The following is a 23,162-nucleotide window of genomic DNA, read 5'->3' as shown; positions in this document are numbered from 1 at the left end:
TACATAAATATACCCATATCTAGAAGTTCATTTGTGCTTTTATGCTTAAATTTGTAGCTCTTTTAAAAAAGCATTTCAGAAGGATGAAAAAAATTATTAGTATTCTCTACTCGACTCGTTTAATGGCCGTTTTATTTATCCTTTTTGCAGTTGCAATGGGAGTTGCAACATTTATAGAAAACGATTTTGGCACACAAACCTCTAAAGCACTCGTTTATAACACCTGGTGGTTTGAACTAATTATGGTGTTCTTTGTGATTAATTTCTTTGGAAACATTTTTAGATACAGATTGTATAAAAAAGAAAAATGGGCTGTTTTAATGTTTCATTTAGCCTTTCTATTAATTCTTATTGGTGCGGGAGCAACTCGCTATATTGGTTTTGAAGGCATTATGTTAATTAAAGAAGGGGAATCTACCAATAAATTCTTATCTGAAACGACTTACTTAAATGCAATCGTAGATAATAATAAAGTGCAAAAGCCAGAAATAAACAAACCAATGTTGTTATCTGCTTGGGGTAAAAACTCTTGGTCTTACTCAGATTACTTTAAAACAGAAGACACAGAACAAGATTTTAGTTTTGAGCTTGTTGAATATATTCCTTGGGCCGAAAGAAAATTAGTTGAGGATGAAAATGGCGTTGATCATTTGTTTTTTGTAGAATCTTCGGAAGGAGGTCGTCATGAACACTGGATTCAAAAAGGAACAATTCAAAACATTCACGGAGTACTGGTTGGTTTCAATGCAGAAAGTGATAATCCATCTATAAACTTTATAGAAGAAAATGGAAACTTAAAAATGGTTTCTAAAGATGATGGTGATTGGTTTAGAATGGCAGACCAGAAAAAAGGTAATATTGTAAAAGACTCCGTTCAAAATTTTCAATATTTAACATTACACAATGTATCTGGATTACAGTTTGTAATTCCTAAACCAGCAGAAAAAGGTATAATGAAAACAACTAGTGGTCCAAAGGACGATAAAAAACTAGATGTTGTTGTTGTAGATATTAAAAGTAATGGCAAAACTGAAAGAGTAGAATTAACAGGAGGTAAATATAACTCTCAAGGCTCTAAAGAAGTTACTGTTGGAGGATTGAACTTTAGATTATTATATGGTGCAAAGATTTTAGAAACACCTTTTTTAGTAAAACTAAATGATTTCCAATTAGAAAAATACCCAGGATCTGAAAGTGCTGCATCTTATGCCAGTGAAGTAACCGTAATAGACGGTGATGAATCTTTTGATTATAGAATTTTCATGAATCACATTTTAGACCATAAAGGCTATAAATTCTTCCAATCTAGTTACGACTTATCTGGACCTGTAGAAGAGACACATCTTTCTGTAAATCATGATTTTGTAGGAACATTTATTACTTACCTAGGGTATTCTTTCTTATACACAGGTTTAATCTGCATTCTTTTTGCAAAACACACAAGGTTCAATCACCTAAAAGAATCTTTAAAAAAGATTAAGAAGAAAAAAATGACCTTATCTATTGTAGCAACATTACTCCTTTCTAGCTTTAGTTTTGCTCAAGAGACACCACACGCACCGCATGAACCAAATCAAATTACAAACCAACAAATAGACTCTATATTACAAGCTAATTTAGTAGATATTCATCATGCTGAAAGTTTTAATAAATTAGTTATCCAAGATGCTGGAGGTAGAATGAAGCCGGCACACACATTTGCTTCTGAATTGGTTAGAAAAGTAAGCAAGTCAGAAACTTTTAAAGGAATGCAACCTAGTCAGGTTTTACTATCTATTATAGAAAACCCAAGACTTTGGTTTGAAGTGCCTATTGTATATTTAGAAAAAGGAAACTCAAAAATTAGAGAGGTTTTAAGTTTACCAGTAACCACTACACACGCTCGTTTATCTGATTTTATTACCCCAACTGGTGCTTATAAAATAAAAGATGACGTAGCAGAAGCACAGAAGAAGAATATAAAAAATAAATATGAAAACGATTTAATTAAAATTGATAAACGTGTAGGTTTATTATACAGTGCTATTGGAGGTGGTATTTTACGTATTTACCCAATACCAAATGATGATAATAATACTTGGGTTTCTCAACCAGAAACTTCCACTGCAGGTTTTAAAGCTACGGATTCAGTATTTGTTAGACAATCGTTACCTGTTTATATTCAACTTTTACAAGAAGCTAAAAAATCGAATGATTATACTAAAGCAGATCAAATTTTAGATGGTATTAAAAAGTTTCAGAAGAAATTTGGAACTGAAGTATACCCTTCTCAAAATAGAATTGACCTAGAAATAACCTATAATAAATGGGAAATCTTTACAAAGACTTCTTTATTTTATTTAATTTTAGGATTGTTATTAATATTTATTGAGATATTAAAAATATTCTATTATAAATCTAAAGTACTAGGTTATATTGTTAAAGGACTGATTGTATTAACCGTTTTAAGCTTCCTATTTCATACGTTTGGGTTAGCCTCTAGATGGTATATAAGTGGTAACGCACCTTGGAGTAATGCCTATGAATCAATTATTTACGTTGCTTGGGCAACCATGTTATTTGGTTTGTTTTTAGGAAAAAAATCTACTTTAACCATTGGTGCAACTACTTTTTTAGCCGCAATTATTCTATTTTTTGCACATCAAAATTGGTTAGATCCTGCAATTGCTAACTTACAACCTGTTTTAAATTCTTGGTGGTTAATGGTGCATGTGTCTATTATTGTAGCTAGTTATGGTCCTTTCTCTTTAGCAATGATTTTGGGTATTATTTCTTTAATTCTTATCGTATTTACTACCGAGAAAAACAAGAAAAGAATGGATATCAATATTAAAGAGTTAACCATTATTAACGAAATGGCCATTAGTGTTGGTTTGGTTATGTTAACTATTGGTAACTTTTTAGGAGGTATGTGGGCCAACGAAAGCTGGGGACGTTATTGGGGTTGGGATCCAAAAGAAACTTGGGCTCTAATTTCTATTATGGTATATGCTTTTGTTTTACACATGCGTTTAATACCAGGTTTACGTAGTAGGTTGGCGTTTAATTTTGCTTCTGCTTTTTCTTATTTAGCTATAATGATGACTTATTTTGGAGTAAACTTCTATTTATCTGGTTTGCATTCTTATGCAAGTGGAGACAAAGCTGTAACACCTAGAGAGGCTTATATTTATATTGGCGCATTAGTTTTACTAACAGTTTTAGCATCCTTTAAATACAAGAAATACTTTAAAAAGTAACAGATAATTTATCAAGAAAATGTACTTTTGCAACTGATTTAATAACAATAAAAAACAATATGTTTCATAAAAATATAAAATTAATTTTAGCTGGTTTAATATCAGCTTGGGCAGTGTATCAATTTACCTTAGGTAATATAATGAACGGAATTTCAATCTTACTTTTGGCAGGAATTTTTGTATTATTTTATTTTAAAAACGAATTTATTTTACTTGCTTTTTTACAATTACGTAAGCAAAATTTTGAAGGAACTAAAAAATGGTTAGGGTATATTAAAAATCCAGAAGCGGCATTAATTCTTAAGCAACAAGGTTATTTTAATTATTTACATGGTATTATATTAAGTCAGACTAATATTACACAAGCAGAGAAATTTTTACGTAAAGCTGTAAAAATAGGTTTACCTATGGATCATGATTTAGCAATGGCTAAATTACAGTTAGCAGGTATTGCAATGACAAAAAGACGCAAACGTGAAGCAACTAACTTAATGGCTGAAGCTAAAAAATTAGACAAACACGGTATGTTAAAAGACCAAATGAAGATGATGAAAGATCAGATGAAAAAAATCTAATCCTTTCATTTTACTGATATAAAGAAATCCGCTGTTTAGCGGATTTTTTTATGACTTATAATTATTACAGTTATAAGATATTGCAATGACAAAAAAATACAAACGTAAGGCAACTAACTTAATTACTTAAACTAAAAAATTAAACAGATGCGGTTTGCTAAAAGACCAAATCAAGATGATGAAAGATCAGATGAAAAAAATCTAATCCTTTCATTTTACTAATATAAAGAAATCCGCTGTTTAGCGGATTTTTTTATGACTTATAATTATTACAGTAAAAAGGTATTGCAATGACAAAAAATACAACCGTAAGCCAACTAACTTAATTGCTTAAACTAAAAAATTAAACAGATACGGTTTGCTAAAAGACCAAATCAAGATAATAAAAGATAATGTAAAAAAAATCTAACACTTACATTTTACTGATAAAAAAATCCGCTATTTAGCGGATTTTTTATGACTTATATATACTTTAAAGGCTTTGGATATACTTTAAGCAGCAAGCTATAAAACTTATCTAACCCAGATTTGAGCCTTTCGTCAAGCTCAATACAAACGATTTGTTTAAGCTCTTTTTATTCCAATTTTATCGGATAAAAAAGCGAATAGTGAAAGCAAGAAATATCTTTAAAAAGATAATCAATACTTCTACTACAAGCTAAACCTTAACTACTTTAATCTAGTTAAACTTAAGTCATTATTATACTTTACAATAAATAAACCTTTGTTTTCTGTGACACCACCAGACTTGTCGGTATAATCAAACTTACTTTCTATTCTAAAAGAAGCACCTTCTTTAAACGTGTCCTTTAAATCATTCCCAGAAGCCAGTCGAATTAAAACATCATAAGTAATATCGAAACCTTTGGTTGCAGAAAATGAAGGCAATGCATTGTTTTTTCGAGAATACTGATTATTAAATTGTTGTGTTGAAATTGAAGCTTCACTTACATACTCATCACTTACATACGTTAAATTAACTTTTGCCAATTTTAGATTTGCAATTTTATCAAAAGCATCCCCTTTGTTATAGGTAAATAATTGAACGTTTGTATTATCTGGTAAACTAATTAAACTATTTATAGCACCTGCCACTAAAATAGTGTTATCAGAAGTTAAAACAACCCAATTATTCTGATTTGGTTTTAATATTTCTAAAAAACGATTTTTAGCAATATATCCTTTTGAAGGTTTTAAAACATGAACAACAGCAATAGAATCATGCGATTGTAACGACTCTTTTATTGCAGCATTAGAAATATTTGATTCATATCCACCGTCTCCTACTAAAATTAAATTTCCGCTTGTAAAATTATCTTTTATATAGGTCGTTAATTCATCTCTAAAAACTTTTTTCTCAGGTGATGTTTTAATCAATTTTGAAGCAGTAAATTTAGATTGCTTGGTAGAATAAAAAGGAAAAACAACAGGTACATTTAACCTATTCGCCACCAATTCTGCCTCTTCCGAATACAAAGGACCAATTACTACATCATTCTTATTCAGGTTGTTTTCAGACAAAATTGTTTTAATCTTTGCACTATTACTTCCTGTATCAAAGACATTTAATTCGATGTTAATTCCTTGACCCCTTAATGAATCTATGGCAATTTGAGCACCCAAATAAAAGTCTGTAACCATATCTGCCAATTTACTCTTCTGAAAAATATCTTTTGATGTAGAAGAACTATATTCATCAGCTCTAAAAGGTAGTAACAACGCCGCTTTTAAATGAATTTTAGTATCAATTACATCTTCATAGATATTGTTTTCAAGAACAACTTCTCCTTCTTCAATGGCTTTTATTTTAATGATCTGCCCCACTTTTAAACCCTCTGATAAAACAGGGTTAAGTGTTGTCAACTCTTCTTGAGTCACATTATAAAAACGAGTTAAACTATAAAAGGTATCTCCTTTTTTAACTTCATAAACAACAAAGTTCTTTTTAAGTTCGTCTATAAGCTCCTCTTTTTTTTCTTTTAAAGCAGCTTCTTTGTCTTTAGCACCGGTTGCAACATCTTCTACCGTTTTATCTTGGGTAGAAGTTGTTGCTTTTATTTTTTTATTAGGGATTACAATAACAGAATTTACTGCTGGCTTGCTTCCCACATCTGGGTTTAATCGCAGTAAATCTTTGGTGTTCATATTAAACCTCTGAGCAATACCGCTCATTGTTTCCCCTTCTTTTACTTTATACTGAACGTATTTATTTTGTTGACCGCAAGAAACGGTAAACGTTAAAATACATAGAAATACAATAAACTTTACATGTTTCATATACATTACTCCCATTCTATAGTTGCGGGTGGTTTAGAGCTAATATCATAAACAACTCTATTTACACCTTTTACTTGATTTATTATTTTATTAGATGTTTTTTGCAAAAATTCATAAGGTAAATTTACCCAATCTGCCGTCATTCCATCTGTACTTTCTACTGCTCTTAAGGCTACTACTTTTTCATAAGTTCTTTCATCGCCCATAACTCCTACAGAATTTACCGGAAGTAACATAGCACCTGCTTGCCAAACTTTATCATACAAACCGTCTTCTTTTAAACCGTTTATAAAAATAGCATCTACTTCTTGCAAAATTCTTACTTTTTCTGCCGTAATATCTCCTAAAATACGAATTCCTAAACCTGGTCCAGGAAATGGATGACGACCTAATAATTCTGGATCTATCCCCATAGAAGCACCTACTCTTCTTACTTCGTCTTTAAAAATCATTTTTAAAGGTTCTACAATTTTTAATTTCATAAAATCTGGTAAACCTCCCACATTATGATGACTTTTAATAGTTGCAGATGGACCTCCATTTACAGAAACAGACTCAATAACATCTGGATAAATAGTTCCTTGTGCTAGCCAAGTAACATCTTTAATTTTATGTGCTTCATCATCAAAAACTTCTATAAAAGCATTACCTATTGCTTTACGTTTTTGCTCTGGATCTGTTAAACCTTCTAGGGCTTTCAAAAAACGTGCCGATGCATCCACACCTTTAACGTTTAATCCCATACCTTCGTATCTCTTCAATACTGTTTCGAACTCATTTTTACGTAAAAGTCCGTTATTTACAAAAATACAGTATACGTTTTTACCAATTGCTTTGTTTAACAAAACCGCTGCTACAGAAGAATCTACACCTCCAGAAAGGCCTAAAACTACTTTATCGTTACCAACTTTTTCTCTAATTGCTGCTACTGTACTTTCTACAAAAGAATCTGGTGTCCATGTTTGTGCAACACCTGCAATTTTAACTAAAAAGTTTTCTAATAGTTGTTTACCATCTTTAGAATGGTATACTTCTGGATGAAACTGTATAGCATACGTTTCTTCTCCTTTAATTTTATAAGCCGCATTTTCTACGTCTTTAGTACTCGCCAATAATTCTCCGTTGGTTGGTAATTCTTTAATAGTGTCTGAATGACTCATCCAAACTTGGCTACCTGCAGAAATGTTCTCAAAAAAAGTTTCATCACTTTTTATAAATGATAAATTTGCTCTACCATATTCTCTCGTATTAGAAGGAGCTACTTGTCCGCCTGCAAAATGCGCTAAATATTGCGCACCATAACAAACTGCTAAAACAGGTTTTTTTCCTCTAATTTCTGATAAATCTGGGTGTAAAACATTTTCTCCTCTTACAGAATTTGGGCTACCTGACAAGATAACTGCTTTAAACTCTGATTGATTTTTTGGTGGATGGTTATAAGGATGAATTTCACAATAAATGTTTAATTCTCTTACTCTTCTCGCAATTAGCTGTGTGTATTGCGATCCGAAATCTAAAATAAGTACGTTGTGTTGTTGCATGCGCAAAAATAATATATTGATTTGAAATTAAAGCAAAGGACGCAAAGAATTTTCGCTAAGATTTCAAAGAAAATATAATTGCAATTACTTATTAATATATCTTGCTATATATTAAAAATAAAGCATAAAAAACTCAAGAAATTTATGTTCTTGAGTTTTCTTTTATAAATATTTTTCAATATTTATTATCTATTGTAAAAACAAACTATCATTTAATATGTTTGCTTGTAACCTTAATTTTTTAAAACTTATAAACGATTGCATTTATATTCATTCCTGCACCAACAGAAGCAAAAATAACAACATCTCCTTTATTTACTTCTTGATTTTCAATTTCTCCTTTTAAAACCAAATCTAAAAGTGTAGGTACAGTTGCTACAGAGCTATTACCTAATTTAGTAATACTTAAAGGCATTACACCTTCTGGAACTTTCTTTTTAAACTGTCTAAAGAAGCGTTTCATAATTGCTTCGTCCATTTTTTCATTGGCCTGATGAATGAAAATCTTTTTAACGTCATCTATTTCTACACCAGCTTTATCTAAAGCAAATTTCATAGCTACAGGAACATGAACCAAAGCAAATTCATAAATTTTTCTTCCTAGCATTTTTATATATTGTACGTCTTGGTCTACTTCTTTGTTAAAAGAACTGCCATAATGTAAATAATAAGCTTCTTCGTTTGCAAAAGTTTGGGTTGCATGACTCAAAATACCAGCATCAGTTTCTTCTGTAGCTTCTAAGATACAAGCTCCAGCTCCATCACTAAAAATCATAGAATCTCTATCGTACTTATCTACTACTCTAGATAATGTTTCGGCACCAATTACCAAACATTTTTTAGCCATACCAGCTTTTATAAATGCGTGTGCTTGTATGGTGGCTTCTATCCAACCTGGGCAACCAAAAAGAATGTCATAGGCGACACAATTAGGGTTTTTTATACCTAATTTATGTTTTACTCTTGTAGATAAACTTGGTAATAAATCACTCTGACTTCCCCCTGCTTTAACTTCTCCAAAATTATGCGCTATAATAATATAATCTAACTCTTCTTGATCGATGTTAGCATCTTCTATTGCTTTTTGAGCAGCAAAAAAAGCTAAATCAGACGATGTATATTCTGGTTTTGCATATCTTCTTTCTTCAATACCAGTAATTGCCTTAAATTTTTCTATAATTACATCGTTCTCAGAATTAAAAGGCGAACCATCTTCATTTAAAAAGTGTTCGTTTAAAAAATCTTTGTTTTCTTTAGTTATAGAAGGAATAAAAGCTCCGGTTCCTGTTATTTTTGATGAAATCATAATTGATATTAAATATTATTTTACTTAAAAAATATTAGCCCTCTAAAGTACGAATTTCACTATTAATAGAATTAAAAAACCTTACAAAAAATGATATTCAAAACTACTTTTTGAGAAAAAATATAAATAGAGAAAAATTACGCTTATGTTATTGGTATACGCCCATTTTTAACTCCATAACAGTAGCAATAGACCTCGCTCTGTTTTTCATATTATGTGCCCTTTCTCCTTCAAAATTGTCATCAATAGTTTTAAAAAAATACGACATCCAAATGGTAAAATGCTCTTTTTTAAAAGCAACAAAAACATTTTTATCTACATGTTTTTTCATCACATTATTCGCATACGTATTGGTATCAAAAAGAATGTCATTCCAAAAGTCAGAAATTACCTCTAAATGTTCTTCTAAATGGTTTTGCGCAACAATATCCTCAAAAAAAGGAATCATTTTTTTATCTGCTAATAACAAGTCGTAAAACTTTGTGATGATATTTTTTATATCTTTTCTTGATGAAATATCTGGTTTCATATTTTATTTTTTAGAGCACCTAAAAGATTCTTTAAATATTACAAGTGTTTACAAGGTTACTGTTTGCTTGCGTTAGGGATTGAAATGACATCCTTTTTACTTTTTTAAGTAAAAAGATAAAATGTAAAGCCCGTTAAAACGCCCAAAAGATATTATAAATACTTGCTATCAAAAGAAAAAGGCAATAATGAAAGTAGCGATTCTGTAACGACAACCTCACCTACTTCTCCCATAAAAAGGACTTGAAATGGTGATTTTTGATTGATTTCGTATTCAGACAATGTTTGCCTACAAGCACCACAAGGTCCAATTGGCTTGTTTACGTTGGTTATTGTAGAACTTGCCGTAATTGCTAATTTTATAATTTTCATATCTGGATATTCAGAACCTGCTTTCCAAATGGCAACTCTTTCTGCACACATACCAGAAGGATATGCAGCACTTTCTTGATTGTTTCCTAAAACAATTTCGCCATTGTCTAATAATAAAGCGGCACCAACATGAAACTTAGAATATGGAGCATACGCTTTCTTTCTAGCTTCTATAGCTTTCTGCATTAAAAGAGTATCTTCTGCAGATAATTCTGAAATATCATTATAGACTGTTGCTGATGTTGAAACTTCAATTTTTCTCATAAAAATCTATTCGTCAAAAAAAGCAGCCTTATTTGACTGCTTTTAAATATTGTTATAAACTTACTAAAAATAAATGACTTTTAATAATCATCAAAAACTTCTCCTAAATCAAATGATAATGAAAATCGTAAAGAGTTTTCTAGTGGATTATTTACATCTGAAGAGTTAATTAAATAAGACAAATCTACATTTAAAGCATTGGTTTTGAACCCACCACCTAAGGTGAAATATTGTCTATTTCCTTTATCTTGACTTTCATGAAAATAACCACCTCTTAAAGCAAAAGCATTGTTGTATAAATATTCTGCACCAAAAGCATAGGTGAATTCTTGGATTTCTTCGCTAAATCCTCCTGGAGCGTCTCCAAAAGATTGAAAAATTCCACTTACCCAACCAACATTATCATCTTCTCCTTCTACAATATTACCATCCGTATCTCTAATTGGTGGAGTAGGCACTAATAATTTTGTGAATTCTACGTTGGTAGAAATGGTATTGTAATCATCTAATATAAAATCGAATCCACCACCTAATTTTAAGTTGGTTGGTATAAAATTTTCATTACCTGTTCCTGGACTATAAGAAACCTTCGGACCAATATTAGCAATGTTAAAACCTAATCTATAACGACCATTAAAATCCCCGTAGTTTTCTTCAAAAGATTGGTAATAACCAGAAATATCCACAGCAAAAGAATTTATAGGCTCTAATCCATTACCTGGAAATCCTAAATCTGAATGTATATATTTTAGAGAAACTCCCATTGAAAAAGTCTCGCTCAACTTTAAAGAATACGCTCCGGTAAGCGCTAATTCATTTGGTTTAATAATACCATTGGATACAGGAAAACCTCTAGCATCAATATCCGTTAAGTCTATCTGACCTAAAGAAAAGTATTTTACAGAAGCTCCCCAAGCTGCTCTGTCACTAAATCTGTTTATATATGAACCAGTTCCTGCAAATATATCATCTGTTAAATTACGTAACCAAGGCGAATACGTAATACCAGCTTTTACTTGTCTATTACTAAACGTCATTTTTGCAGGATTATGAAAAAGTGAAAAAGCGTCTGCAGAAGTTGCCACACCTACATCTCCCATACCTGCTGCTCTTGCATCTGGTACAATTAATAAAAATGGCGTAGCTGTTGTAATAGAATTCTCTTGAGCTGAAAGTTTTACACTTATTAAAGCACAAAGTGCAATACAAATTCCTAATTTTTTCATTTGATTTCTTTATTCTTATTTTAATTTGACAAATATCTAATTTTTATTGAAGTATTACTAATTTTTCATACTTCTCTGAAATAAGGTTACTTGAGGTTGCTTTTACTTTTAATTTATAAACATACACTCCTTTTCCAATTTTATTTCCAAAATCGTCTAAACCATTCCAAGAAACACTTCTTACTAACGTTTCTGCATTGGGTATATTTTGGTTAATCGTTTTTACTAATTTACCAGAAACCGTAAAAATCTGTACTTGTACATCTAAACTCTCGTTTGGTTTGTTATGATTAAACCAAAACTCGGTATAATTTACAAAAGGGTTCGGATAGTTTAGTACATTTTCTAAATTTAATACAGCATCACTAACAACCACAAAGTTTAACGTTAATTCAGATGAATTATTATAAGTGTCCCAAGCTTTTATTTTTAAAGTATGTGGTCCTACTTCTAAATCCCTTAATTTATAGGTAACTTTTCCTTTTGTAAAATCGTCTAATTCAGTTTCATAAAAGTCATTTAAGATAATTGGGTTGGTAGTATCTCCATCTAAAACTCCTACAATGTCGTGATCTACTGCGGTAATAGAAGTATTAATTCCGCTTGCATCGACTAAGACAGCCACTAAATTAGGAGATGCATTAGTGTTTCCTCCATCAATAAAAGACTCATCATTCATATAAAGTTTTATTTCTGGACCAACAGTATCATCGGGTGCATTATCATTAATTCCCCCAACAATTACATCGAAATTTGCACCTGCTTTATCTAAAACTCCATTTTCCGCATAAAAACTTATTTTCCCTTTTCCGTAAGCGATTTTCACATCTTTAGGCACCACAAAATCGAATTTAAAAGTTCCATTTGTTACGGTAGACTTCCCTCTAAACAACTTACTATCTTGCGTATCAAAAGGCACTTTACTTCCGTTTCCATCATTTGCTAAAGTACTTTTCTCTATTACTTTATCATACACAACAGTAGATAAAGAGCCATTAAAATCCGTTAAAACAGCATCTAATTCATCCACCACAACACCTTCAAAACTCACCTTAGACAATGCCTTTAAAGTATCTATAGAACTTGTTATGTCTTTTTCATTCATTTTAGTTATACGAACACTTGGTTTAGGGATGGCAAGTTTCATTGCTGGATCTCCAAATGAAAATATAAAGAATTTCTGAGAGCTAGAAGATCTATTCTTAGCTACCGTTAACACCTCTGAAATAGATAAATTTTCAGGAATATTTGGATCTTCATACTCTAATAAGATTTTTATTAAATCTTCATTAAACGTTTGTCCGGTGCTAATATAAACCTCTCTAGTTGTGGTAATCATACTAGCTGCACCTCCACTGGTATTCCATAAAGTAAGCTCACCTGCAGTAATTCTATTCGGATTATCGAATCTAGAAAAATCGCAAGTAATTGTTATTAAAAGAGGTAATGTATTAGGATTGTTAAAACCCTGTATTTGAGCTTTATCTAAAATCTTTTCTTCTGCAAAACCATCTTCTCCTCCATGACCAAAATAATCAAATATTAAGGTTCCTTTTTCGATGGCATTGGTAATGGCTTCATTTACTTCTGGGTAACGTTCTCCACCCGATGAGTTTTCTTGCACAAAAGCATCCGCATAAATTTTATTGATGTTAAAACTAGGTTTATTCGTTTTTATAGACTCTGCAATTCTATCTAAACCTGGCTGCAAAGATGCATCACTAGAAGGGTTATCTATATCATCTGCCAACATGGTAATCGTATTACGCCAATCGCCTAAAGAGCTTTTATCATAATAAGACAAAATTTTATTTACCACATCTTTGGCTTGCGTTAAAGTAGAAACCGGAATTCTACTTGAGGCTACATCGATAGTATGGTTTAATCGTGTAGGAGTTTCTATAGTATATATGGTAGGATTCATGGTTCCCTCATGCTCATCTAACATTACATAAAAATCATCCGTTACCCAAGAAGTAGCTAAGTTAAAACTAATATCAGACAGTTTTATAGGTACAATATTATTATTTCCTGTAATTCTATCTTTATAATCATAAGAAGCATCCCCAAAAAAGCATACATACTTTAGTTTATTTTCTTCTGATGCATCAGGATTGTATAAGTGCTTTAGAAAATCTCTAATTCCGGTGATATCTTTTGATCCAGAAGAAAACTCATTATAAATATCATCTAAAATAATTACTTTGGTTATAAGTCCAGAATTTTCTTGATGATAATCTGCCAATCTTTGGGCTTCACTAGAAAGTTCTGTATTGGTAATTACAACATAATTAAGATCTTTTAAAGCATGTAGGTTCTGATTTGCAATGCGTCCGTTTTGCAATGCTTTGGGTGTGTAGTAATCATTTGGATTCAATACTTGATATTCCGCTAACGTGCCTCCATCAGCAATAAAAGTAAAACTAGTATCAGTACTATTATTCTGAATTATTTTAGGAGATACATGGTCTGACACCTCCCAAACTTGAAAAATAGTTGAATTATTTTCAATTCGATACTCCACAGCACCTGCTGAATTTGCTTGTTCAAAACTTCTAAAAGAAAATTGGTTTGCAGCTGCAATCAGTTCTTTTTTACCTACAATTTCTATATAATCTAAAAAAGCAGTTGCAGATGGGTTTCCGTTATTATTATAGCTAATAGAAACCTCTAAAATATCTGCAGAATTTACAATATTCCCTGTTCTTTCAGAAGTGTATGCTCTAACGGTAGTATTTGCTGGCGAAAAATTAAGACTATAAAGGTCTTGTCCGTTCACATTTACTGCCATTGAAGAAGAAGAGATAGACGTAGAAACACCTCTAACTGCAACTGATATATTTGCTCCAGAAACCGCATTGGGAAAAGGTATTTTAAAATTCTGTGTATTTTCTATATTAAAATCTGTATTGGAAAACCATTGAGTACCTGCAGCAATTAAATTTCTTTCCTCCTTTTCATAAAAAGTATAATCGTCAAAAATGGTAATTTGTTTGGTAGCAGTAGTTGTTATTGGTGTCTTATCCTGAATCCGTTTACCATCGTCATTAGACACTGTGATAAAGTAATATGCTTCATCCGAATAAATATTTTGCCTATGTTTAGCGGTACTATTTGTTGCATCTACCTCCCAATCATGTGGTCCTTGTGCATAAAAAAGGATATAATCATTCGCATCAAAAGAACCATCATCTTCTCCTTCTACATAAATGGCATTTTCTTGTAAATCTTGAAATCTGTCATCAGAATTTAAAACAGGTAACATGGCGCCACCATTTCCATAAATACTTATTTTCTTTGGATTTAAGCCATTTGTAGAGATTCCTATTTGTTGTAATAGGCTTCTATCTATTTTAAAAACGCCAGTAGTATCCACAGAAAATTTAAACCAATCTCCTGTAGAAAGTACAGAATTAGTGGTCTGAGCAGAAATTACTTGAACTAAAAAAATAAAAAAAAGGAGTAAATATTGTTTTTTCATAATAGTATTCAAATAACGCAAATAATTTAGAGATATTTTAAGTCTTACAAAGATAAATTATACTAAATTTAAAAAGCAAGCGTTTAATTAAATGTGGCAATAAAAATGCAGCGTTAAATTTTCTCTTTTACTTGTATGAATGTAGAATTATTGTAAATTGCATCGCTATAATAAAAACCTTAAACTAATTTTTAATTAGGAAATGAGAAACGTATTAAAAATATCTTTAGTTGTACTATCAGCCTTAAGCTTGGCTAGTTGCAGTAAATCAACTTCAGGAAAATCGACACTTACAGGATTGCCATTTAACAATGCTAAGTATGGTAACTATATAAGAGGAAGTGAAACTGCCGGACAAGAAATTCCTTTAGGAATGGTTGCTATAGAAGGTGGTTCATTTACAATGGGGCAAGTACAAGATGACGTTATGTTTGATTGGAATACAACTCCTAAAAAAATGCATATTCGTTCATTTTATATGGATGAAACCGAAGTAACTAATTCTGAGTACTTTTTATATGTACAGAATACAAAAGACGTTTTTCCTCCTTCAGAAGAAAAATACAAACATATTTATAACTCCGTTTTACCAGATACTTTAGTTTGGAGAAAGAGTTTAGGTAATACAGATATTTTATCTGAAAATTACTTAAGACACCCTGCCTATTCAGATTATCCTGTAGTTGGTGTTAGTTGGTTACAAGCTAACCAATACTGTAAATGGCGTACCAATGCCGTTAACTTAAAGAAGTTAATAGATAAAGGATATGTTAAAAATATTTTTGAAAACGATAGTATTAGAAACTTTTTTGATACCGATGTTTTCTTAGCTGATTCTGATAATCTTTTTGATGGAGATTCTACAATCTACAGAAGAGGGATTAGAACAGGTGGTTCTGCTAAAGGAGGTAGAGATGCTTTTCAGGGTAGAAAAATTACACAAGCAGACGGTGTTTTAAGTCAGAAGTACAGATTACCTACAGAAGCTGAATGGGAATTTGCTGCTAAAGCGAATATAGAAAATAGAGAATACAACAATATTAGAGGTAGAAAAAAATATGCTTGGGATGGTAAATATTCTAGAGAAACCAGCAAAAGACATAAAGGAGACCAAATGGCTAACTTTAAACAAGGAAAAGGTAACTATAGTGGTTTGTCCGGTTGGAGTTCTGATGGATCAGACATTCCTATTAAAGTAAAATCGTATCCACCAAATGCATTCGGACTGTATGACATGTCTGGAAACGTTGCTGAATGGGTATCTGATGTGTACAGACCTATTATAGACAGTGAAGCAAACGATTTTAATTATTTTAGAGGTAATATTTTCACCAAAAAGATGATTGATAAAGATGGTAAAGTTGTTATTGTGAATAGCAATAGTAATGCAGAAGTAGAATATGATACTTTACCGAATGGCATAATAACTCCAAAACAATTACCTGGAACTATTAAATACATTCCTATTACTAAAGATGATGCTACTTTAAGAAGAAACTTTTCTGTTTCAGACAATACTGATATAGGTGATGGTGATTTAAACTCTTCTAGATTCTATGAAGATGAACAAGATCAGTTTGGTTCTAAACCAAGTATGTACAACTCTCCTAAGAATCCAACGAAGGAAATAGATCCAGAAACGGGTGAAGAGATTTCAGTAAATGATGACAAAAAAAGAACTACTTTAATTAGTAATAGAACAAGAGTATACAAAGGCGGTGCTTGGTCTGATAGAGAATACTGGTTAGACCCGGCTCAAAGAAGATATTTGCCAGAATATATGGCAACAAACTTTATTGGTTTTAGATGTGTTACAGACAAAGTAGGTCCTATGTCTTCATCTAAAAATAAGAAAGCAAGAAACTCAGCGAGATAATACACTATTTATTAAAGAACACAACCTCACTGTATGTATTACAGTGAGGTTTTTTTATTTTTAAAAGATGAAAATCGAAGACATTTACCAATTATACACCCAACATTTTCTTGTAGACACTGATACTAGAACTATTAGAAAAAACACTATTTTCTTCGCCCTAAAAGGCGATAATTTTAATGGAAATGCATTTGCAGAAGAAGCTTTAAAGCAAGGCGCATCTTATGCCATAATAGATGAAGAAAAATATAATAACCATCCTCATACTATTTTGGTTGATGATGTTTTAGAAACACTACAAGCATTAGCACAATACCACAGACAGGAACTCGCTATTCCTATAATTGGTCTTACAGGTAGTAATGGTAAAACAACGACCAAAGAGTTGATAAACGCCGTATTATCTACAAAATACAAAACGAGTGCCACCAAGGGAAATCTAAACAACCATATTGGAGTACCTCTTACCATACTCTCCATGACGCCTGAAACTGAAATAGGCATTGTAGAAATGGGCGCAAATCATAAAAAAGAGATTGCATTTCTGTGTACTATTTGTAAACCTGATTTTGGTTATATCACCAATTTCGGAAAAGCACATTTAGAAGGTTTTGGCGGAATTGAAGGAGTTATAATTGCTAAGAGTGAATTATACGCCTATTTAAAAGAGCATAATAAGACTGTCTTTATAAACCCACAAGATCCGATACAAGTGGACAAGACAAAGAGCATAGAATCTATTCCGTTTCTAGATGATTTGCAATTTATGGAGGTAAATCCGTTTGTAAAATTAGCTTTAAATTCTAACGAAATACAAAGTAACCTAATCGGGAAATACAATTATACAAACATCGCTGTTGCTTGTACCATTGGAAATCATTTTAAGGTTTCTAATCAAGATATAAAAGCTGGAATAGAAAACTATACCCCAGAAAACAATCGCTCGCAAATCATTAAAAAAAGAACGAATACCATTATTTTAGATGCTTATAATGCGAATCCTACAAGCATGAAAGCTGCCTTAGAAAATTTTGAAGATATTAAAGCTGAAAGTAAAACCGTTATTTTGGGTGATATGTTCGAGTTGGGAAAAACGAGCTTAGAAGAACATCAAAATATAGTAAACTTTGTAGAGAGCCTGCACTTTAACAATTGTTTTTTTGTTGGCGCAAATTTTCATCAAACCAAAACAAAGAACTCGTTGTTTAAAACGTTTGAGGACTTATTAAGCCATCTAAAAAACAATCCTCTTAAACATCAATCAATTCTGATTAAGGGTTCAAGAGGAATGCGTTTAGAAAGACTGTTAGATGCTATTAGTTGATATTATTGCCAAAAAAACTTAAGATTGCTTCGATTTGGGAAACAACAATCGAGTCCACAACATTATTCTAAATAATTATAATTTAAAATCAAATGCCTGCCATTTCTCGATAAAAATATTTTTATCGGACACTACTATTATTTGATATTATTTCTATGATATTCTAATAACTTATCAATAGGTCTCTGTATGACATCAGTAATAACTAAATTGTTTTTTACAGCCATTTCTTCTAAAATATCTCTAAAGTAATGCGCTATAGAACCAATAAAGTAAATTGGTGTTTCTGCAGTTTTGTTGTAAGGCAAAATTCTATATTTAAAAAACTCTTGAAAACCTGCTGTAATAATTTCTTTAATATATTTTTCTTCTTTAAAATCGAACATAAACTTCGCAAAAGAAGCTAAATACATATTCGGGTTTGGTTCTCTATATAAATTTTTCTTAATATAGTCTGGATCAAGATCAAACTCTTCTTTAAATTTCTCAGCAATTTCTACTGGCATATTGTTATAGAAATAATCGATAATCAATTTTTTACCAAAGTAATTACCACTTGCTTCATCCATTAAAATATATCCTAGAGAAGGCACTAACATTTCCATGTTTTTACCATCATAATAACAACTATTAGATCCCGTACCCAAAATACAAACTAAAGCTGGTTCATTACCTGTTGCCGCGTAAACAGCCGCTAACATATCTTCTGAAATAACTATTTTTGCATTCACAAAGATAGACTCTAAGATAGTTTTTAAAATCTGAATAGGCTTAGGAGTACCACAACCCGCTCCATAAAAATGAATCTCTTCTACATCGTCTTTAACATTAATTAATTGAAACATGTTAATAATTCTGTTATAAAGTTCTTCTGCTGGAACTATAGCAGGATTTAAACCAAGTGTCCTTGTTCTAAAAGCCTCTTCCTTATTTTTATTTATAGCAATCCAGTCTGCTTTTGTAGAACCTCCATCTGCAATTAAAATCATAATTATATTGTTTTACTCAAAGATATTACAACTAAAATTGATATACAATAAGAAATCAATATTCAATCGTTTTCGTATTAAATATTTTATTTTGATTGAGTATAACATTTATGAAACACGTTAAATTATTGTAAATTTGTTCTAAAATAATGATATGATCTTTTTTAAAAAGAAAGAAATTCCTTTAATCGATTTTTTTCCAGATGGCTTTATAGATATCCATTCACATTTACTGCCAGGAATTGATGATGGAGCAAAAAATATAGAAACCTCTATAGCATTAATAAATAAGATGCGATCTTATGGTATTAAAAACATCATCACAACACCTCATGTGTTGGGAGATCTTTATCAAAACTCTTCGGATACTATAAAAGACAAACTTAGAGAAGTACAAGAAGAGTTACAAAGAAGAAATATTACAGATGTTTACATACAAGCAGCTGCAGAATACATGATGGATGAACAGTTTTCTGAATTATTAGAAAAGAATGACATTCTTACATTAAAAGACAATTATGTTTTGGTAGAAATGTCTTATTTCAGTGCGCCAATTAATCTTTATGAAATTCTCTTTGAAATACAAGTTAAAGGATACAAACCCGTTTTAGCGCACCCTGAGCGCTATAGTTTTCTTCACAATGACTTTACCCATTATTATAAATTAAAAAAAGCAGGTTGTTTGTTTCAGTTAAATTTATTATCCCTTACAGAGCAATATGGAAAAGGAGTGCAAAAAGTATGTGAAAAAATATTAAAAGAAAATTTATATGATTTTGTTGGTACCGATACACATCATAAGAACCATTTAGAACTTCTAAAAAAGATAGGAACTAAAAAGAATTTAGAAAAAATTAAGCATCTCTTAAGTAACAATAAAAAATTCATATAATAAAAAAGCATCCAATTGGATGCTTTTTTTGTGAATCTATATATAGATTATTATTAAAATTTTAATTCAGTATGACAAAATCAGACAACTTTTTTAGCTTAAAATTCTTTTATACCAAGGTTTTTTAACGGTTTCTACATAAGCGTTTCCATAACCGTAACCATATCCGTAACCATAGCCATAACCTCTTGTCATGTCTGTGTCATTTAAAACAATAGCCATATTTGGTAACTTCTTTTCATTATACAACGTCTGCGCAACATTTAACATGCGTTTGTCTAAATAATTAGCTCTAGAAACATATAAGAACATATCTGCATACTTAGAGACCAATAAGGTATCTGTTACTAAATTTACAGGAGCAGTATCTACAATAATATAATCATAGTCATTTTTAACCTCTTCAAATAAATCTTTTACCTTAGAATGCAATAATAATTCAGCAGGGTTTGGCGGAATAACACCAGATGCAATAATATCTAATCCTTTAATTTCTGGAATAGAAAACTTGATATCATCTAAAACAATTTTTTCATTTGTAATAAAATTGGTAATTCCTTTGCGTTCTGGTATCCCTAAATATTCTGTAACTTTAGGAGCTCTAAGGTCCAAACCTATTAATAATACCTTTTTATTAGAAAGCGAAAGTGCCGCTGCAAGATTAATAGAGATAAAAGATTTCCCTTCACCACTGGTAGTGGAAGTAATAAAAATTGTTTTGCCTTCATTACCTTCTTTAGTAGGCAACATAAAATCTAAATTGGTTCTTATCAAACGAAAAGCCTCTGCTGTACTTGTTCTTGCATCGTTTCCAATAACAACTTTCTCATTAGTTTCAGAATGTGGTACGTCTCCAATAAAAGGCACCGTAGTTAATTCTTCGATATCTTTTCGAGTATGAATTTTAGTATCTAATAAATTTTGAATATATATAATCATAAAAGGTATAATTGCACCCATCAACAACGATACTAGAAAAATAACTTTTCTTTTTGGAGAAACCGGAATCCCATTACTATAAGCAACATCAATAATTTTAGCATTTGGCACCGTAACCGCCAAAGAAATTGCTGTTTCTTCCTTTTTCTTTAATAGATAAGAGTACAACCCAGAGATTATTTCTTGTTCTCTACCAATATTTATATACCCTCTTTCTAAAATAGGAATTGCAGATACCTTCGAATTTATTTTATTAGCTTCACGATTAAGTTGACTATATTGTGTCTCTAATGAAGCAATTAAATTTGAAATACTATTTCTTAAATTAATTTTTAAAGAATTGATTTCTTTTTGATATTGTATTATTTGTGGACTCTTATCTCCTGCATTAACACTTAAACGATTCTTATAAACCACTAATTCATTATACGCTTTAATTGCTTCAGAAATCCCTCCTTCAGAAAAACCTAAGTTTTGAGGTAAGGTTTCATCTCGATTCGACTGCTCTTTAATATTGTTCAAAACCCCTTCAGCAATAGTCAATTGAGTTTTTATAGCAATCAGTTTTTCATTATTTAAAGAAGCATTTTTTAAAGCTAATTCTCCTTCAGTGGAAAGGCCTGTAATCTTATTATCTGTTTTAAAATTCTTTACGCGATCTTGAATCGAATTTAAATCTTTCCCAATAGCCGATAATCGTTCATCAATAAAGGCTTTCGTTTTTTGAGAAACTTCATTTTTATCTTTGATTGCATCCCTGTTGTATTGTGTTACTAATTCATTTAAAAAATCTTCTGCTTTTTCTTTAATTGGGTATGTTAATGATAAAGATAAAACACTTGAATTTTTATTAACCGTATTAATATTAACAGCAGACTTATAACTGTCTATTGTTTTACTTCTTTTTAAAATAGTAACATAAATTTTATTTTCATTTCTAAAATCAAAATTGTTCGTTTTAATAACTTTATAATTCCCTACACCGTAAGTTAAAATTTCATCAAAGTTATGTTCTGAAATAAAGTTGTCTTCAATATCTTTTAATTCAAATTTATTCTCTGAAATGATATTAATTGTAAAAGATGTATCTTTTTTAACTTTTATCAACGATTCTTTACTTTCAGTAAATATTATTTGAATTGGATTTTGACTATAAATTTCAGTTATTTTAACTCTCCCCTCTTGAAAATAAAGAATTGATAAATTTAATGTATCTACTACTGCTCCAATAATTTTACGAGACTTTAGAATCTCAATTTCATTATCCGTATTATTCGATGAACCGCCACCAACAATTCCCATATCTTTAAAAGCTTCTAATTCTTTTGATATTCCAGACTTTTGGTTATCTTTTATCATAATCGAAGTAGTAGCTGTATATTGGGGTGTACTATATCTTAAGTACAGAAAAGAAATGACAAACGCTACAATTAGACTTAAAACAAACCACTTCCAATGAAACAGATATTTTTCCAGCTCCTCTCTAATATTTAAAATATCAGAGTTTCCATTAAAAACAGTATTTTCTTTATGTTCTTGCATTTTTTATCTTGTTAAAATAGATACTAAAGTAATAATCAAACTAGTAACGGAAATAATTAAGGTTGTATTCGAATTGGAGGAAGCAGATTGGATTCTTGCCTTATTATGTTCTACATAAACTACATCATTTTGTTGTAGATAAAACACAGGAGAGGTTAGGGTTTTATTAGATAATAAATTCACCCTATATTTCTCTTTTTTATTATTTTCTTCTCTAATCACCAACACATTGTCTCTTTTTCCTGAGATATTTAAATCCCCTGCCAAACCTATAGCATCTAAGATGCTTACTCTTTCATTGGGAATCGTAAAAGTGCCTGGGTTTTTCACATCTCCATATACTGTTACTTTAAAATTCGCAATGCTAATGTTAATAGTTGGGTTGGTAATATAATCTGGAGATAATTTTTCTTTAAATAACTCTAAAGCAGATTCCCTTGAAAGCCCTCCTAATTTCAACTTTCCTAAAATTGGGAAATCTATTTCACCTTTACTATCTATTAAGTACGTCTGTTGTTTAGGGGTTCCTGTAGCTAAACCTGTTGTACCAAAAGATACTGCTGGTAAATTAAAAGGCATAGCTGCCTCAACATCTACTGATGAAATAGTTATCTGTAATAAATCATCCGGTTTAAAAATTGTTTCAAAATTATTACTCACTTTAGCTTGTTCAATCTCATCAAATTGAAAATACGCAATATCCTTATTTGATACACAAGATGACATTACAATCACTAACAAAAAGAGAATCGTTCTAATTCTAATCATTTGTACTTTTTTTTTTGCGAAAA

General features: G+C 30.9%; 15 protein-coding genes. 5 read left to right on the top strand and 10 right to left on the bottom strand.

The annotated features are described in order from the left end of the window. The first annotated feature begins 83 nt into the window (after nt 1-83). The gene (gene ccsA, locus H0I29_RS10680) at nt 84-3,239 is read left to right on the top strand and encodes a cytochrome c biogenesis protein CcsA (protein ID WP_218752274.1); all 3,156 of its coding nucleotides are present in this window, start codon (nt 84-86) and stop codon (nt 3,237-3,239) included. A 59-nt stretch (nt 3,240-3,298) separates the two neighbouring features. Continuing rightward, on the top strand, nt 3,299-3,814 hold the full coding sequence (locus H0I29_RS10675) for a DUF2892 domain-containing protein (RefSeq protein WP_218732746.1): 516 nt from the start codon (nt 3,299-3,301) through the stop codon (nt 3,812-3,814). A 669-nt stretch (nt 3,815-4,483) separates the two neighbouring features. On the opposite strand, the gene H0I29_RS10670 is transcribed toward H0I29_RS10675, so the two are convergent. From H0I29_RS10670 to porU, 7 genes are all read right to left on the bottom strand, one after another. Next, nucleotides 4,484-6,091: a LysM peptidoglycan-binding domain-containing protein gene (locus H0I29_RS10670; protein WP_254712612.1), complete on the bottom strand. Its 1,608-nt coding sequence runs from the start codon at nt 6,089-6,091 to the stop codon at nt 4,484-4,486. Between the two features lie 5 nt (nt 6,092-6,096). Beyond that, nucleotides 6,097-7,632, bottom strand: coding sequence for a glutamine-hydrolyzing GMP synthase (guaA, locus tag H0I29_RS10665; protein WP_218732744.1), 1,536 nt, complete (start codon nt 7,630-7,632; stop codon nt 6,097-6,099). A 241-nt stretch (nt 7,633-7,873) separates the two neighbouring features. Continuing rightward, nucleotides 7,874-8,938 carry a 3-oxoacyl-ACP synthase III family protein gene (locus H0I29_RS10660; protein WP_218752272.1) on the bottom strand — a complete coding sequence of 355 codons (1,065 nt, stop codon included), beginning with the start codon at nt 8,936-8,938 and terminating at the stop codon, nt 7,874-7,876. Between the two features lie 148 nt (nt 8,939-9,086). Continuing rightward, complete coding sequence (locus H0I29_RS10655; protein ID WP_218752271.1) at nt 9,087-9,467, bottom strand: group III truncated hemoglobin; 381 nt, start codon at nt 9,465-9,467, stop codon at nt 9,087-9,089. 152 nt (nt 9,468-9,619) lie between these two features. Next, complete coding sequence (locus tag H0I29_RS10650) at nt 9,620-10,102, bottom strand: cytidine deaminase (RefSeq protein WP_208888576.1); 483 nt, start codon at nt 10,100-10,102, stop codon at nt 9,620-9,622. Nucleotides 10,103-10,182: 80 nt separating this feature from the next. Then, nucleotides 10,183-11,328, bottom strand: a complete 1,146-nt coding sequence (gene porV / locus H0I29_RS10645) for a type IX secretion system outer membrane channel protein PorV (protein WP_218752270.1) — start codon at nt 11,326-11,328, stop codon at nt 10,183-10,185. Between the two features lie 43 nt (nt 11,329-11,371). Continuing rightward, the gene (gene porU / locus H0I29_RS10640; RefSeq protein WP_218752269.1) at nt 11,372-14,809 is read right to left on the bottom strand and encodes a type IX secretion system sortase PorU; all 3,438 of its coding nucleotides are present in this window, start codon (nt 14,807-14,809) and stop codon (nt 11,372-11,374) included. A 202-nt stretch (nt 14,810-15,011) separates the two neighbouring features. Between porU and gldJ the strand changes: the two genes are divergently transcribed. Next, the gene (gene gldJ / locus H0I29_RS10635) at nt 15,012-16,685 is read left to right on the top strand and encodes a gliding motility lipoprotein GldJ (protein ID WP_218752268.1); all 1,674 of its coding nucleotides are present in this window, start codon (nt 15,012-15,014) and stop codon (nt 16,683-16,685) included. A gap of 67 nt (nt 16,686-16,752) precedes the next feature. Further along, nucleotides 16,753-18,009: a UDP-N-acetylmuramoyl-tripeptide--D-alanyl-D-alanine ligase gene (gene murF, locus H0I29_RS10630; protein ID WP_218752267.1), complete on the top strand. Its 1,257-nt coding sequence runs from the start codon at nt 16,753-16,755 to the stop codon at nt 18,007-18,009. 137 nt (nt 18,010-18,146) lie between these two features. Here the strand turns inward: murF and H0I29_RS10625 are convergent, their stop codons facing one another. Next, on the bottom strand, nt 18,147-18,998 hold the full coding sequence (locus tag H0I29_RS10625; RefSeq protein ID WP_218752266.1) for an N-acetylglucosamine kinase: 852 nt from the start codon (nt 18,996-18,998) through the stop codon (nt 18,147-18,149). Nucleotides 18,999-19,152: 154 nt separating this feature from the next. On the opposite strand from H0I29_RS10625, the gene H0I29_RS10620 reads away from it, so the two are divergent. After that, nucleotides 19,153-19,890 (top strand): tyrosine-protein phosphatase, encoded by a 738-nt coding sequence (locus H0I29_RS10620; RefSeq protein ID WP_218732736.1) that lies wholly within the window; start codon nt 19,153-19,155, stop codon nt 19,888-19,890. Nucleotides 19,891-19,983: 93 nt separating this feature from the next. Here H0I29_RS10620 and H0I29_RS10615 read toward each other — a convergent pair whose 3' ends face one another. After that, the gene (locus H0I29_RS10615) at nt 19,984-22,371 is read right to left on the bottom strand and encodes a polysaccharide biosynthesis tyrosine autokinase (RefSeq protein WP_218752265.1); all 2,388 of its coding nucleotides are present in this window, start codon (nt 22,369-22,371) and stop codon (nt 19,984-19,986) included. A gap of 3 nt (nt 22,372-22,374) precedes the next feature. Further along, the gene (locus H0I29_RS10610) at nt 22,375-23,139 is read right to left on the bottom strand and encodes a polysaccharide biosynthesis/export family protein (protein ID WP_218752264.1); all 765 of its coding nucleotides are present in this window, start codon (nt 23,137-23,139) and stop codon (nt 22,375-22,377) included. Nucleotides 23,140-23,162 lie beyond the last annotated feature (23 nt).

Origin of the sequence: Polaribacter sp. R2A056_3_33 (assembly GCF_019278485.1) — a bacterium.
Classification (GTDB): domain Bacteria; phylum Bacteroidota; class Bacteroidia; order Flavobacteriales; family Flavobacteriaceae; genus Polaribacter.
This window is presented reverse-complemented; position numbering and strand designations above follow the sequence as displayed.